The 13,238-nt window shown below is 72.8% G+C and carries 9 protein-coding genes; 5 read left to right on the top strand and 4 right to left on the bottom strand.

Translation table 11 applies throughout. The features are described from left to right. Positions 1-13: 13 nt before the first annotated feature. The 3 genes from fdh to nrfD are packed head-to-tail and all read left to right on the top strand — an operon-like array spanning position 14 to position 4,996. The gene (gene fdh / locus ACH54P_RS06495) at positions 14-3,241 is read left to right on the top strand and encodes a formate dehydrogenase (protein ID WP_489911410.1); all 3,228 of its coding nucleotides are present in this window, start codon (positions 14-16) and stop codon (positions 3,239-3,241) included. Beyond that, positions 3,234-4,070, top strand: coding sequence for a 4Fe-4S dicluster domain-containing protein (locus ACH54P_RS06490; RefSeq protein ID WP_489911409.1), 837 nt, complete (start codon positions 3,234-3,236; stop codon positions 4,068-4,070). Before fdh ends, ACH54P_RS06490 begins: the two co-directional genes overlap by 8 nt. Continuing rightward, the gene (nrfD, locus tag ACH54P_RS06485; protein ID WP_489911408.1) at positions 4,067-4,996 is read left to right on the top strand and encodes an NrfD/PsrC family molybdoenzyme membrane anchor subunit; all 930 of its coding nucleotides are present in this window, start codon (positions 4,067-4,069) and stop codon (positions 4,994-4,996) included. The genes ACH54P_RS06490 and nrfD overlap by 4 nt, the downstream gene beginning before the upstream one ends. Here nrfD and ACH54P_RS06480 read toward each other — a convergent pair. The 3 genes from ACH54P_RS06480 to ACH54P_RS06470 all read right to left on the bottom strand — a co-directional run bounded on the left by ACH54P_RS06480 (position 4,974) and on the right by ACH54P_RS06470 (position 7,459). Further along, positions 4,974-5,858 (bottom strand): alpha/beta fold hydrolase, encoded by an 885-nt coding sequence (locus tag ACH54P_RS06480; RefSeq protein WP_489911407.1) that lies wholly within the window; start codon positions 5,856-5,858, stop codon positions 4,974-4,976. The genes nrfD and ACH54P_RS06480 overlap by 23 nt on opposite strands. A 62-nt stretch (positions 5,859-5,920) precedes the next feature. Continuing rightward, positions 5,921-6,103, bottom strand: coding sequence for a CsbD family protein (locus tag ACH54P_RS06475; protein ID WP_489911406.1), 183 nt, complete (start codon positions 6,101-6,103; stop codon positions 5,921-5,923). 93 nt (positions 6,104-6,196) lie between these two features. Further along, entirely contained in the window at positions 6,197-7,459 is a 1,263-nt protein-coding gene (locus ACH54P_RS06470; RefSeq protein ID WP_489911405.1) for a cation:proton antiporter domain-containing protein, read from the bottom strand. Positions 7,460-7,659: 200 nt separating this feature from the next. Here ACH54P_RS06470 and ACH54P_RS06465 point away from each other — a divergent pair, with 200 nt between their 5' ends. After that, complete coding sequence (locus ACH54P_RS06465; RefSeq protein WP_489911404.1) at positions 7,660-8,004, top strand: hypothetical protein; 345 nt, start codon at positions 7,660-7,662, stop codon at positions 8,002-8,004. 38 nt (positions 8,005-8,042) lie between these two features. After that, a complete protein-coding gene (locus ACH54P_RS06460; protein ID WP_489911403.1) occupies positions 8,043-9,380 on the top strand; it encodes a cytochrome P450 in 1,338 nt (445 codons plus the stop codon). Between the two features lie 34 nt (positions 9,381-9,414). On the opposite strand, the gene ACH54P_RS06455 is transcribed toward ACH54P_RS06460, so the two are convergent. After that, positions 9,415-13,071 (bottom strand): family 78 glycoside hydrolase catalytic domain, encoded by a 3,657-nt coding sequence (locus ACH54P_RS06455; protein ID WP_489911402.1) that lies wholly within the window; start codon positions 13,069-13,071, stop codon positions 9,415-9,417. Positions 13,072-13,238 lie beyond the last annotated feature (167 nt).

The following is a 13,238-nucleotide window of genomic DNA, read 5'->3' as shown; positions in this document are numbered from 1 at the left end:
TACCGTGCCAGACATGGGTGTACGGCGGTGGCTCGAAGGCTGGCCGGTGTACCGGCAGCTGACCGGGCCCGACCGGACGGCCCGCGCCGCCGCGGCCAAATCGGACGGTTCGGAGAAATGGCACGCGCGCACCGAGGACGCCGACCGGGTCGTCCGGTCCGTCTGCCCGTTCTGCGCCGTCGGCTGCGGCCAGAAGGTCTACGTCAAGGACGGCCGCGTCACCCAGATCGAGGGTGACCCGGACTCGCCGATCTCCCGCGGCAGGCTCTGCCCGAAGGGCTCGGCCAGCAAGCAGCTCGTGACCAGCCCGAGCCGCGTCACCGAGGTCCTCTACCGCCGCCCGTACGGCACCGACTGGGAGCCGCTGTCGCTCGACCAGGCGATGGACATGATCGCCGACCGGGTCCTGAAGACCCGCGACGAGACGTGGCAGGACGTCGACGACCACGGCCGCCGCCTCAACCGCACGCTCGGCTTCGCGAGCCTGGGCGGCGCGACGCTGGACAACGAAGAGAACTACCTGATGAAGAAGCTGTACACCGCGCTGGGCGCGATACAGATCGAGAACCAGGCCCGTATTTGACACTCCGCCACGGTTCCCGGTCTGGGGACCTCCTTCGGTCGTGGAGGCGCCACGACGTTCCAGCAGGACCTCGCCAACGCCGACTGCATCGTCATCCAGGGCTCCAACATGGCCGAGTGTCACCCGGTCGGGTTCCAGTGGGTGATGGAGGCGAAGGCCCGCGGCGCGAAGATCATCCACGTCGACCCGCGGTTCACCCGCACCAGCGCGGTGTCGCACGTCCACGCGGCCCTGCGCGCCGGCACGGACATCGCGTTCCTCGGCGGCCTGATCAACCACGTGCTCACCCGGGAGAAGGACTTCCGCGAGTACGTCCTGGCCTACACGAACGCGGCCGCGATCCTGCGTGAGGACTTCGCCGACACCGAGGACCTGGACGGGCTGTTCTCCGGCTACGACCCCGAACGGCGCCAGTACGACATGACGACCTGGCAGTACGAGGGCGTGCCGACCGTGCCCGCCGCCGGGTCCACCGACCCCGAGCAGCCGGGCGAGCCGGGCTCGGAACAGCACCACGGCGGCGAGGGCCACCAGAGCACCGCCCGGGCGGACACCTACGGCAGCGGCGGCGCGGCGGTCGGCGCCAAGCCGGAGCGGGACGAGACGCTGCAGCACCCGCGGTGCGTCTTCCAGGTGCTCAAGCGCCACTTCGCGCGCTACACGCCGGAGATGGTCGCCGACGTCTGCGGCCTGCCGGTGGCGCAGTTCCTGGAGATCGCCGAGGCGATCACCGCGAACTCCGGCCGGGAGAAGACGACGGCGTGGGTGTACTCCGTCGGCTGGACACACCACACGGTCGGCGCGCAGTACATCCGGACGGCGTCGATCCTGCAGACCCTGCTCGGCAACATCGGCCGCCCCGGCGGCGGCATCCTCGCCCTGCGCGGGCACGCCAGCATCCAGGGTTCGACCGACATCCCGACGCTGTTCAACCTGCTGCCCGGCTACATCCCGATGCCGCACGCGCACCAGCACCAGAGCCTCGACGAGTTCGTCGCGGCGGACGCCGGCAAGACCGGGTTCTGGGGCAACATGCGCTCGTACACGGTCAGCCTGCTCAAATCCTACTGGGGCGAGTCGGCCCGGCCGGACAACGACTTCCGGTTCGGCTACCTGCCGCGGCTGACCGGCGACCACGGGACGTACGCGACCGTGCAGAAGCAGATCGAGGGGGAGTGCAAGGGCTACTTCCTGGTCGGGGAGAACCCGGCGGTCGGCTCGGCGAACGGCAAGTTCCAGCGGCTCGGCCTGGCCAACCTCGACTGGCTCGTCGTGCGTGACCTGCAGCTGATCGAGAGCGCGACGTTCTGGAAGGACGGCCCGGAGATCGAGACCGGCGAGCTGAAGCCCGAGGAGATCGGCACCGAGGTCTTCTTCCTGCCCGCCGCCGCGCACACGGAGAAGGACGGCAGTTTCACCAACACGCAACGGCTCCTGCAGTGGCACCACAAGGCCGTCGAGCCGCCCGGCGACGCCCGCAGCGACCTGTGGTTCTACTACCACCTGGGCCGGATCATCCGGGAGCGGATCGGCGACGACCCGCGGGACGCGCCGATCCGCGACCTCACCTGGAGCTACCCGGTCGAGGGCGAGACCGACGACCCCAGCGCCGAGTCGGTGCTCGCCGAGATCAACGGCCACGGCCCGGACGGCCCGCTCTCGGCGTACACCCAGCTGAAGGACGACGGCTCGACCGCCTGCGGCTGCTGGATCTACTGCGGGGTCCGCGCGGACGGGAAGAACCAGGCCGCGAACCGGCAGCCGGGCTCGGAGCAGGACTGGATCGCGAAGGGCTGGGCCTGGGCGTGGCCGGCGAACCGGCGGATCCTCTACAACCGCGCGTCGGCCGACCCGGACGGGAAGCCGTGGAGCGAGCGGAAGAAGCTGCTCAGCTGGGACCCCGGGCAGGGCAAGTGGGTCGGGCCGGACGTCCCGGACTTCGAGCCGACGAAGGCGCCGGACCACGTGCCGCCCGAAGGCGCGAAGGCGCAGGACGCCCTGGGCGGGCGTGACCCGTTCATCATGCAGACCGACGGCAAGGCGTGGCTCTACGTCCCCGCCGGGCTGGCCGACGGCCCGCTGCCCGCGCACTACGAACCGTTCGAGAGCCCGGTGGACAACGCGCTTTACAGCCGGCAGGAGTCGCCGACGCGACAGACGCTCGAGAGCCCGTCGAACCCGTACAACCCGGCGCGCAGCTCCGTCTACCCGTACGTGTTCACCACCTACCGGCTCACCGAGCACCACACCGCCGGTGGCATGAGCCGGACGCTGCCGTACCTCTCGGAGCTGCAGCCGGAGTTCTTCTGCGAGGTCTCCCCGGCGCTCGCGGCCGAGCGCGGCCTCGAAAACGGCGGCTGGGCGACGATCATCTCGGCCCGGACGGCGATCGAGGCGCGGGTGCTCGTCACCGACCGCGTCAAGCCGCTGAAGGTCCGCGGCCGGACCATCCACCAGGTCGGCCTGCCCTACCACTGGGGCCCGAACGGCCTTTCGCGCGGCGACGCGGCCAACGACCTGCTGTCGATCGTGATGGACCCGAACGTGCACATCCAGGAGTCGAAGGCGGCCACCTGTGACATCCGGGCGGGGCGGCGCCCGCGCGGCGCCGCGTTGCCGGCCATGGTCGAGGAGTACCGGAGGCGAGCCGATGGCTGAGTACGGCACCCAGCCCCGGATGGGGTTCTTCACCGACACGTCGGTGTGCATCGGCTGCAAGGCCTGCGAAGTCGCGTGCAAGGAGTGGAACGGCGTGCCCGAGGCGGGCGGGCTCGACCTGCTGGGCATGTCCTACGACAACACCGGCGACCTCGGCTCGAACACGTGGCGGCACGTCGCGTTCATCGAGCAACCGAAGCCGGTCGAGTCCACTGTGGACCTGGGGATGCCGGACGTCGGCGCGCCGGGGCAGGACGACCCCGGCGTGCGCTGGCTGATGGCGAGCGACGTCTGCAAGCACTGCACGCACGCGGCCTGCCTCGACGTCTGCCCGACCGGCTCGCTGTTCCGCACCGAGTTCGGCACGGTCGTGGTGCAGCAGGACATCTGCAACGGCTGCGGCTACTGCGTGCCGGCGTGCCCGTACGGCGTCATCGAGAAGCGCGAGTCCGACGGCCGCGCGTTCAAGTGCACCCTCTGCTACGACCGGCTCGGCGCGGGCATGGAACCGGCCTGCGCGAAGGCGTGCCCGACCGACTCGATCCAGTTCGGCGAGCTGGACGAGCTGCGGGCCCGGGCGGACGAGCGGGTGAAGACCTTGCACGGCTCGGGCGTGCCGGAGGCCCGGCTTTACGGCCACGACCCCGAGGACGGCGTCGGCGGCGACGGCGCGTTCTTCCTGCTGCTGGACGAACCCGAGGTCTACGGCCTGCCGCCGGACCCGGTGGTGACGACCCGGGACCTGCCGGCGATGTGGAAGCGGGCCGCGGTGACGGCCGCCGGGGTGGCCGTGGCGCTGGCGGCGTCGTTCCTGGGGCGGCGCCGATGAGCCCGCGTCGTGAACGGACGATGGTCGAGCCCGCGGAGTTCAAGTCCTACTACGGCAGGCCGATCCTCAAGGAGCCGGCCTGGAAGGAGCCGGACGTGCCGCTGTACCTGTTCCTCGGCGGCGCGGCGGGCGCATCGGCGACGATGGCGGTGCTCGCCGACCTCACCGGGCGCCCGGGCCTGGTCCGGGTGGGACGGCTCGTCGCGTCGGGTGGCTCGCTGGCGAGCGTCGTGGCGCTGATCCACGACCTGGGCCGCCCGATGCGGTTCCTGCACATGCTGCGCGTGCTGAAGCCGACGTCGCCGCTCTCGGTGGGCTCGTGGATCCTGTCGCCGTTCTCGGGGCTGGCGGCGGTGTCGGCGGCGGCCGAACTGACCGGACGGCTGCCGCTGGCCGGCCGCCTGGCCGGGGCGGCCGCGGGCGCGCTCGGGCCGGCGATGTGCACCTACACGGCGGTGCTGCTGGCGGACACGGCGACGCCGTCGTGGCACGAAGCCCACGGGACGCTCCCGGTGCTGTTCGCGGGCAGCGCGGTGACCAGCGGCGCGGGCGCGGCCCTGCTCGCCGGGGCTCTGACGACCGAAGAAAGCGGCCCGGTCGTCCGGGCGGGTCTTGCCGGAGCGGTCGCCGAACTCGTGGCCGAGCACCACCTGGAGACGGGGCTGGGGCTGGCGTCGGAGCCGTACCGGACCGGCCGGGCGGGGAAGCTGCTGAAGGCCGCGAAGGCGCTCACGGTGGCCGGGGCCGGGCTCTCGCTGGCGGCTCGGCGCAACCGCGCCGCGGGGGTGCTGGCGGGCGCGGCCTACCTCGCGTCGGGCCTGTGCACGCGGTTCGGCGTCTACGCGGCCGGGGTGGCGTCCACAAGGGATCCGAAGTACGTGGTGGTTCCGCAGCGGGAGCGGCTCAGCCGGCGGGAAGGCCGCTGAAGAAGCCGCCGAGGGCGGCCGCCAGGTCTTCCGGGTTCTCCTCCGCCATGTGGTGGCCCGACTTGATCGTGTAGGCGTCGCGGAGGTCGGTGGTCCACTCGCGCCAGATCGCGGGGATGTCGCCGTGCATTTCCTCGAGGTCGTCCAGGCTCGACCAGAGGATCAGCACGGGGCAGGTGATCCGCCGCCCGGCGGCCCGGTCCGCGTCGTCGTGGGCGCGGTCGACGCCCAGGCCCGCGCGGTAGTCCTCGAGCATCGCCGACACCGTGGCCGGGTTGTGGATCGCGCGGTGGAAGTCGGCGAAGTTCTCCTCGCCGAGCCGCTCCGGCGTGTTCTTCGTGGCGACGTTGTACCAGGCGTCGGGGTCGGCGTTGATGGCCCGCTCGGGCCGCTCCGGCTGGGCGAAGAAGAACCAGTGGTACCACGCCTGCGCGAACTCGGCGTGGCAGCGGGCCAGGCTTTCGCCGACCGGGATGGAGTCGAGGATCGCCGCGCCGCGGACCACGTCCGGGTGGTCGAGCGCGAGGCGCGTCGCGACCAGCGCGCCGCGGTCGTGCCCGGCCAGGAAGAACCGCTCGTGCCCCAGCTCCCGCATCAGCGCGACGCAGTCGGCCGCCATGACGCGCTTGCTGTAGGGCGTGTGGTCCTCGTCCGTCGGCGGCTTGGTGGACTCGCCGTAGCCGCGGGTGTCCGGGCACACGACCGTGAAGCGGTCCGCGAGGAGCGGGGCGACCCGGTGCCACGTCGTGTGCGTGCGCGGATGGCCGTGCACGAGCAGCAGCGGCGGACCCGAACCGCCGTGGCGGACGCGCAGGGTCACGTCCCCGACGTCGACGTGGTCGAGTGTGAAGCCTTCGAACACCGGTCACCCCCAGAAGGAACTGCCGCACCCCGGGATCCGGGGTGCGGCAGCGGACGGACGCGTCAGTTCTTGTCCTTGACACCCTTCACGGCGTCCTTGATCTTCTCGCCTGCCTGCTTGAGCGAGCCCTTGGCCTGCTCGGACTTGCCCTCGGCCTGCCACTGCTCGTTGTCGGTGGCGTCACCGATGGCTTCCTTGGCCCGGCCCTTGAGCTCTTCGCCCTTGTTCTCGAACTTGTCGTTCATGGGTGCACCTTCCGGTCGCGGCGACATTTCCGGATCGGCCAGTCGCCAAAAGGGCCTTACTGGTCGGTTACCCACTCGATGCGGGCCTACACATCAGTGCGCGGGCAGGTGACCCCCCATTTCTTCGATCCGCTGGATGGCCGGTTCCGCGAGGACGCCGTGCACCACCACCGACACGGCGACGGCGACCGCGCCGACCCGCCACAACACGTCCTGCTGCGGTACTGGGAGCCGGTTGAGGGCGTAGGCGAGGTAGTAGAGCGTGCCGATGCCGCGGACGCCGAAGAACGCGATCGCCGCGGTGGCCGGCCGTCCGGGCGAGGGGGCGCCGAGCAGCGAAAGCCAGCCGACCAGCGGCCGGACCACCAGGACTGCGACGACGGCGATCACCACCTCGAGGGGACGCAGCCCGCTCAGCAGGCCGTCCCCGATGGCCAGCCCGAGCCCGAGCAGGGCCAGCGGGACGAACAGCCGTTCCAGCTGGTGGCCGAACGCGTGCAGGACGCCGTGGTACTCGTGCTCCCGCTCCTGCGTGCGGACCGCGACCGCCGCGACGAACACGGCGACGAACCCGTTGCCGTGCACCAGTTCCGCGAGCGCGTAGGGCACGAAGGCGAGGGCGAGCAGCACCAGCCCGTCGGCGTACTCGGCCAGCCGCAGCCGGTCCGACGGCGCCCGGAAGATCGCCCACCCGAGCAGCCGCCCGGCGGCCAGGCCGACCGCGACGCCGATCGCCACCGGCAGCAGCAGGTCCACGAGCACCCAGGAGAGGTCCAGCTCGGGCTCACTGCCCGCCAGTGCCAGGCCGAGCAGGACGAACGGCATGGTCAGGCCGTCGTTGAGGCCGGCCTCCGTGGTCAGCGTGAAGCGGATCTCGTTGTCCCTGGCCAGTTCCGGCTCGACGTCGGGGTGCGGCACGCCGATGTCGCCCGCCAGCACCGGGTCGGTCGGCGCGAGCGCCGCGGCCAGCAGCAACGCCACGCCGGGCGCGAGCGCGAGCCACCAGTACCCCAGCACGGCGATCGCCAGGATCGACAGCGGCATGGTCACGGCGAGCAGCCGCCACGTCGAGCCCCAGCGCCGCAGGCCGAACGGCCGGTCGACGGACAGGCCCGCCCCGGCGAGCGCGACCAGGATGCCCAGCTGGGTGAAGGATTCGACCCCGTGCAGGTGGGCGGCGGGGTCGCCCCAGCCGTCGCCGTAGGGGGCGGGCAGCGGCAGCAGCCCGAGCCCGATCCCGGCGACGAGCATCACCAGCGGCACCGAGAACGGCCGGTCCGCGACGAGCTTCGGCACGATGGCCGCGGCGAGCGCCAGCAGCCCGGCCACCCCGAACAACACGGTCAACGACGACAAAGTCTCCTCCTGCCCGCTCGTGCCCGCGCCACCGCGGTCGGGAGGTCCGCGTGTTGCCGATACCCGGCCGAGCGTAAGTCCGGGTGCCGCCGGGCGCACCGCGATCGCCGGGTACCCGGGAGCCGGGTAGCGTGGCGGGAGAGGCGCGCCGCGGCCCGGATTCCCGGCGCGTGGGCGGCGAAACCGTGAGGAGGCCGCGGGTGACGGCGACGAACGGGGCCGGCGCACCCTGCCGGTTCTGCGGCAGGCGGCGCGACCCCCGCGTGCCCGGCCGCAACGGGCCGATCTGCCTGGACTGCGTGCGGGCCGGCCTGCGGGTGGTGCGGGACGGCGCGGACCGCGAGAGCGGGTCCGGGGACGTCCTGGCGGCGGTGACGTCGCCGCTGGCCGCGGTCTGCGGGTTCTGCGGCCGCCGGGAGCGCCGGACGTTCCTCGGTCTCCGGCGCCCTCTGCTGCGCGTCACCTGCGCCGCGCGGGACGCGGTGATCTGCGCGGACTGCCTGGACCACGCGGGTGACGTGCTGAACCTCGCCCTGCGCCGCTGACGGCGTTTCCGGACCGGCCCACCGGGTAGCCGGACCTCATGACTTCCACTCAGGGGAAGCCCACGAGGACCGAACCGGTGACCGCGTCCGTGGCCGAAACCGTGCAGGTCGCGGTGGGGGTGGCGCTGCCCACCCTGCTGGGCGGGGTGATCAAGCGCCGGCCCGCGGCGATGGCCATGGCGGAGAAGCTCCAGTTCGACCGCCCGGCCGTCCGCCTGCTGCGGCGCCTGCGCGACCGGCACGGCGCCCGGCCGCTGAAGCTGCGCGTTCCCGGCCGGTCCGTCGAGCTGGCGCTCTCCGGTGAGGACGTCGGGGCGGTGCTGGCCGGTTCGCCCACGCCGTTCAGTCCGTCCACAGTGGAGAAGCGGGCCGCGCTCGGGCACTTCCAGCCGCACGGCGTGCTGATCTCGGACGCCGAAGACCGCGTCGCGCGACGGCGGTTCACCGAAGCCGTCCTCGAGCCCGGCCGTCCGCTGCACGAGCTCGCGGCGCCGTTCGCGCGGGCGATCGCCGGGGAAGCCGCCGTCCTGCTCGCCGAAGCCACGCCCGGCGGCGAGCTGAGCTGGGAGGCCTTCAACACCGCCTGGTGGCGGCTCGTCCGCCGCGTCGTGCTCGGTGACCACGCCCGCGACGACGACACGGTCACCGACCAGCTCGCCCGTCTGCGGCTCGCCGCCAACTGGGCCTACGCGCACCCCCGGCGCAAGCAGCTGCGCGCGCGGTTCCACGACCGGCTGACCGCGCACCTCGGCCGGGCCGAGCCCGGCAGCCTCGTGGCCGTGGTCGCCGCCGCCGGCGCCGACCCGCACGTCGGCCCGGCCGACCAGGTCGCGCACTGGCTGTTCGCGTTCGACGCGGCGGGCATGGCGACCTTCCGGACGCTGGCCCTGCTGGCCACGCACCCGGCGGCGCTGGAACGCGCCCGCACGGACGCCGGGGGCATCGACCTCGCCGAGCCGCACCAGCTGAGCTACCTGCGGGCCTGCACGCTGGAGGCGGTGCGGTTGTGGCCGACCACGCCGATGGTGCTGCGCGAGACCACGGAGGAGACGTCCTGGGGCCCGGCGGGCACGACGGTGCTCATCTTCGCCCCGTTCTTCCACCGCGACGCGGACCTGCCGTACGCGGACAGGTTCGAGCCGGAGATCTGGCTCGACGGCCGCGCCGGCGCGAACCCCGCGCTCGTCCCGTTCAGCGCGGGCCCGGCCGTCTGCCCGGGCCGGGATCTGGTGCTGTTCTGCGCGAGCACGATGCTGGCCAACCTGCTGCGTGAGCACCGTTTCGAGCAGGCGTCGGGGCCGGTACTGGCCCCGGACCGCCCGCTCCCGGCGACGCTGGACAACTTTCACCTGCGGCTGAAGCTGCTCCCGGGCTGAGCCGGTGCCGCCGGAGCGGCACCGGCTCACCGGGTCACGCCGGGGCGGTGAACGCGTACGACCCGGCCGGGAGGAAGTACGTTCCCGGCGCCGACGGCACCGCCTGCGGAGGCGCCACCACCGAGCCCGGCGCCGAAGTCGGCACCTGGACCGTGGCCGAGGCGCCGGCCGGGATCGTCACCCGCAGCGTCAGCTTCCCGGCCGCGATCGACCAGTCGCTGACCGCGCCGCCGTACGGCGTCTCGTACGCCGCCTTCGCCGACGTCAGCCCGCCGCCCGGGCGCGGGGCCACCAGCAGCGACGCGTACCCCGGTGTTGCCGGGGCGAGGCCGCCCACCGAGCGGTAGAGGAAGTCGCCCACCGAGCCGAGGCCGTAGTGGTTGAACGAGTTCATCCCCGGGTCGTTGAAGGTGCCGTCCGGCTTGATGCCGTCCCAGCGCTCCCAGATCGTCGTCGCGCCGTGGCCGATCATGTAGCCCCAGCCGGGGAAGCCCGGCTGCAGCAGCACCTGGTAGGCGACGTCGGCGTGGCCGTGCGCCGCCAGCACCGGCAGCAGGTTCTCCACGCCGAGGAAGCCGACGCTCAGGTGTCCGCCGGACGCCGCGACCTTGGCCGCCAGCTTGTCCGCCGCGGGCTGGACCCGGGAGGCGGGCAGCAGCCCGAACGCCAGCGCCAGGACGTACCCGGTCTGCGTGTTCGCCCCCACCGTGCCGTCGGCCGCCACGAACCGCGCGGTGAAGGCCGCCCCGACCTGGTCGGCGAGCGTGCCGTACTTCGCCGCCTCGGCGGTGTGCCCGGTCGCCGCCGCCATCCGCGACACCAGCCGGGACGACCACGCGAAGAACGCCGTCGAGATCAGGTCCTGCGCGGTGTTGTCGTCGACGTTCAGCCAGTCCCCGTAGGTCTGGTGGTCGCGGATCAGGTCGGCACCGGACGTCGAGCGCAGGTACTCGACCCACTTCACCATCGCGGCGAAGTGCTCGTCGATCACGCCGGTGTCGCCGTACCGCTGCCACAGCGTGTAGGGCACGATGACGCCCGCGTCGCCCCAGCCCGCCGTGCCCGAGCCGCCGAGCACGTCCGGCGCGACGTCGGTGAACGACCCGTCGGCGTGCTGCGCGTCGGCCAGGTCGTCGCTGAACTTGCCGAGGAAGTTCGCGACGTCGAGGTTGAACGTCGAGGTGCCGGCGAAGATCCCGATGTCACCGGTCCAGCCGAGCCGCTCGTCGCGCTGCGGGCAGTCGCTCGGCACCGACAGCATGTTCGAGCGCTCACCCCACAGGATGTTGTGCTGCAGCTGGTTCACCACCGTGTTCGACGTCGTGAACGTCCCGGTCTGCGCGCCGGACGTCCACATCGCCCGGCCGGTCAACGTCACTGTCGCCAACGCCGACGGCAGACCGGTCAGCTCGACGTACCGGTAGCCGTGCACGGTGAACCGCGGCTCGTACGTCTCGGCGCCGCCGGTGCCCGCCAGCGTGAACCGGTCGGTGGCCTGGGCCGCGCGCAGGTTCGCCGTGTAGATCGTGCCGTCCGGGTTGAGCACCTCGGCGTGCCGCATGGTGACCGTGGTGCCGGCCGGGCCGGTCACGGACAGCCGGTTCCAGCCGCTGAAGTTCTGGCCGAGGTCGGCGACCCACACGCCCGGCTTGGGCTGCGTCCACGCGACGGGCTTGAACTCCTGCTGCACGGTGACGCCGTTGTCCACCTGGGACACCAGGTTCGGCTTCGCCCCGGTCCTGACGCGGGGTGCCGCCCAGCCGCGGTTGTCGAACCCGGGCCGGTCCCAGCCGGCCGCCGCGAGCCGCGCGTCGTAGGTCTCGCCCTGGTAGAGGTTGTCGGCGCGGATCGGGCCGTCGCCGGCCTTCCAGCTGCCGTCGGTCGCGATCGTGGTGGTCGTGCCGTCGGTGAAGGTCAGCCGCAGCTGCGCGGAGTACCACGGCTCGGTGCCGTACTTCTGGCTGCCGGCGATGCCGATGCTCCCGGAGTACCAGCCGTTGCCGACCATCGCGCCGAGCACGTTCTCCCCGGCGCGGACCTGACCGGTGACGTCGGAAACGCGGTACTGCAGGCGTTTGGTGTAGTCGGTCCAGCCGGGTTCCAGGACCTCGCCGCCGACCTTGGCGCCGTTGAGGTGGGTCTCCTGCAGCCCGAGCGCGGTAGTGAGCAGCCGCGCGCTCGCGACCGGCTTCGAGACGGTGAAGCTCTTGCGCAGCAGGGGAGCGGGGGCGCTCACGGCGACGTTCGCGCCCCACGGCCCGGTGCCGTACGCGGTCAGCGCGCGGGCCGCGGGCCAGGCGCTGTCGTCGAAGGCGCGCTGCTGCCAGCCGTCCGGCCCGGTCTGGCTCGCCTTCCACGTGCCGTCGGTGACGAGTGCCGGTCCACCTGGGACGGTGAGCTTCGCGATCGTCCCGGCCGGGCTCTGGGTGGTGTTCTCGGTGCTGACCGCGATCGTGTTCGTCCCGGCCGTCAGCAGGCTGCCGACCTCGACGACGGCGGCGGTCTTCCACGAGTCGGGCACCCGCGGCGAGTCGCTGACGCGGGTGCCGTTGACCCACACCGTGGCCGTGTCGTCCCCGGTCACGACGAGGGTGGCCTTCGCGGGGGCGGCGGCCAGGTCCAGGGTCCTGCGGAAGAACCGGGTGGCCGGCGGCACGCCGCCGAGCGGATCGCCCTCGGGGTACCAGATCCAGCTCGCGCCGGCGAGGTCCGGACCGGCCGTGGCGCGGCCGAGGAACGCGCCGGTCCACTCGGTCGCCGGAGCGCGCAGCGCGGTTTCGAACCGCTGCACCGGGCTCCAGCCGCTCATCCGGCCTTCGCCGTCCCAGACGCGGACGCGCCAGGTGTAGGCGGCCAGCGAGGTCAGCGCGGGACCCCCGTAGGCGACGTCGGCCTGCTGCGCGGAGGCGACGCGGCCGCTGTCCCAGAGGTCGGTTCCGCCCGCGGAGACCACGAGCTGGTACGCCGACTGGCGCTGCTGCGGTGCCGAAGACGCGAGCTTCCAGCCGAACCGCACCTGGGCGGGATCGACGCCGAGCGGGTTCGCCCGCTGCCCGACCGTCGCGCTCGCGACCGAGAGCGGCGTCCCCGCCGACGGGTTCGGGGTCGTGACCCGGGTGCCCCAGGGCGTCGTGCCGTAGGCGCCGAGGTCCGCGGCGGCGGCCCAGGTCCCGTCGGCGTAGCCCGGCTGTTCCCAGCCTTCCGGCGCGGTTGTCGCGCTCTTCCAGGTGGTCCCGGTGGTCAGGTCGGTGGTGCCCGCCGTGGTGGTGACCCGCAGCCTGCCGAGCAGGCCGGCCGGGCCGGCGGCGTTGCGGACCGCGACGGCGAGGGTGTTCACGCCGGGGGTGAGCGCGGGCCGCAGGTCGACCGGCAGTGCGGTCCGCCACGAGTCCGTGGTCCGGGCCGAGGAGGCGAGCGGCTTGCCGTTGAGCCAGACGTCGGCGGTGTCGTCGCCGGTCACGACGAACCGGGCGTCGGTGACCGCGGCGGCGGGCACGGTGAATGTGGTGCGGAAGTACCGGGTCCCGGCCGGCGCGGCGACGCGCGCGTCGCCTTCGGGGTACCAGATCCAGTGCGCGCCGGCCAGGTCCGGCGGTGGCGCGGCCCCGGCGGGCGGAACGGCGGCGGCGGACAGGGCCAGGATCGCGGCGAGCGTCGTGGTGGTCGCGCGCCAAAGCTTCGAGGGCAGCATGCGGGCTCCCTTGCGGCGGGGACGGAGCTATGGAATTTAAACGTTTCAACCCAGCGTGATACGTGACTTTAATGAGCAAATCACACGTTGGCAATACTCCACTGGGGCGCACGGCCAGGCGAAACGCTTCGACGGAAGGGGCGATTCCTAAATCGTTTTAGGAGCGG

The organism is Amycolatopsis sp. N2S4-7, assembly GCF_058119595.1.
Note: the sequence above shows the minus strand (reverse complement) of the source record. Positions and strands in the feature narration are given on the sequence as shown.

Coding starts and splice junctions, on each gene's coding strand:
- ACH54P_RS06475 (WP_489911406.1), bottom strand. CDS start 6,103: ATGAACGACAAGTTCGAGAACAAGGGCGAAGAGCTCAAGGGCCGGGCC.
- ACH54P_RS06490 (WP_489911409.1), top strand. CDS start 3,234: ATGGCTGAGTACGGCACCCAGCCCCGGATGGGGTTCTTCACCGACACG.
- ACH54P_RS06460 (WP_489911403.1), top strand. CDS start 8,043: ATGACTTCCACTCAGGGGAAGCCCACGAGGACCGAACCGGTGACCGCG.
- nrfD (WP_489911408.1), top strand. CDS start 4,067: ATGAGCCCGCGTCGTGAACGGACGATGGTCGAGCCCGCGGAGTTCAAG.
- ACH54P_RS06455 (WP_489911402.1), bottom strand. CDS start 13,071: ATGCTGCCCTCGAAGCTTTGGCGCGCGACCACCACGACGCTCGCCGCG.